A 1,231-nucleotide genomic window follows, 5' to 3' on the forward strand; every position below is an offset into this window, starting at 1 on the left:
GCTGAGCATGATGGCCTGTTCCTGCCCGACCACTTCCGCCTGATGGGTGGAAGGGTTGAGCGTGATGATACCGTTGGTCAGCAGCGTTTGCGCCTGTCCGCCGTGTCGGCGCAATACGGCACGCATACGGGCTTGCAGTTCCGCCATGTCGAAGGGTTTGACGATGTAGTCGTCTGCGCCGCCGTCTAAGCCGTTGAGCCGGCTGTGCAAATCGTCGCGCGCGGTCACGATTAAGACGGGAACGGTACAGCCGCCGTTGCGGATTTGCGCCAATACGTCCAAACCGTCTTTGCCGGGCAAACCCAAATCCAAGAGCAGCAAATCGTATGCTTGCGCCGCCACTGCTGCGGCAACTTCCGAACCGCGGCTGACCCAATCGACAGCGTAGCCGGTGTCTTTCAGATTGGCACTGACGGCTTGGGCAATCATGGCATCGTCTTCAACCAATAATACGCGCATGGAAGTTCTCCGGAGGATGGGTGGATTGATTATAACCGCACTCAATTAGTAAAAATTTAGGAACTGTCGAAAAACTGATTTTTTGTAAAAGATGAGGCCGTCTGAAATTTCGTTTTTCAGACGGCCTGTATACTTCAATCCCGATTATTTAGGGTTTTTCTCAATCAAGGCAACCAGTTGGTCGATATAGCCTTGAACAAATTCACGCGCAGATTCGATGAGTCGGCCGTTGTCGTCAAACAGGGTGGGCGAGTTGCCGAGGAATACTTCCGGCTGGCCAGTCAGCGGCATATCGAAATATGAGAGGGCAAGGCGCAGATTTTTTTGCGCGCTATAACCGCCCATTTTGCCGACGGAATGGCTGATGATGCCGGCCGGTGTTTTTTTCCAGGCAACATCGGCATTGGGTTTGGAGCCGATGTCGATGGCGTTTTTCAGGCAGGCGGGGACGGTGCGGTTGTTTTCGGAAGTCACGAACAATACGCCGGCTGAAGCTTTGATGGTTTCGCGGAACTCGGTATAGCTGGGCGGAGTGGGGAAGTCGGTAACGGCAGGATCATCGTAGTCGAAGTTATACAAAGGCAAATGGCCGATTTCGACGATTTGTGCTTTGTAGCCTTCGGGGAACATGGAAATGACGTTTTGTGCGATTTTTCGTGCGAACGAACCTTTACGCAGGCTGCCGACCAAGATGCTGACTTTTTTTGACATGTTTTTCTCCTGTTTGATAATGGAAATGAAAACTATTCTGGATTTTAGTGTTGTCTAGGGA

Annotated in this window: 2 protein-coding genes; both read right to left on the bottom strand. The window is 51.9% G+C overall.

Annotation, left to right across the window (positions count from 1 at the left end):
* On the bottom strand, positions 1–459 hold a 459-nt coding region (locus tag ACTHUR_RS11420; RefSeq protein WP_440398646.1), incomplete at its 3' end, for a response regulator.
* Between the two features lie 144 nt (positions 460–603).
* Positions 604–1,170: an NADPH-dependent FMN reductase gene (locus ACTHUR_RS11425; RefSeq protein WP_440398647.1), complete on the bottom strand. Its 567-nt coding sequence runs from the start codon at positions 1,168–1,170 to the stop codon at positions 604–606.
* Between the last annotated feature and the right edge of the window lie 61 nt (positions 1,171–1,231).

Source organism: Neisseria sp. P0021.S007 (genome assembly GCF_051956855.1).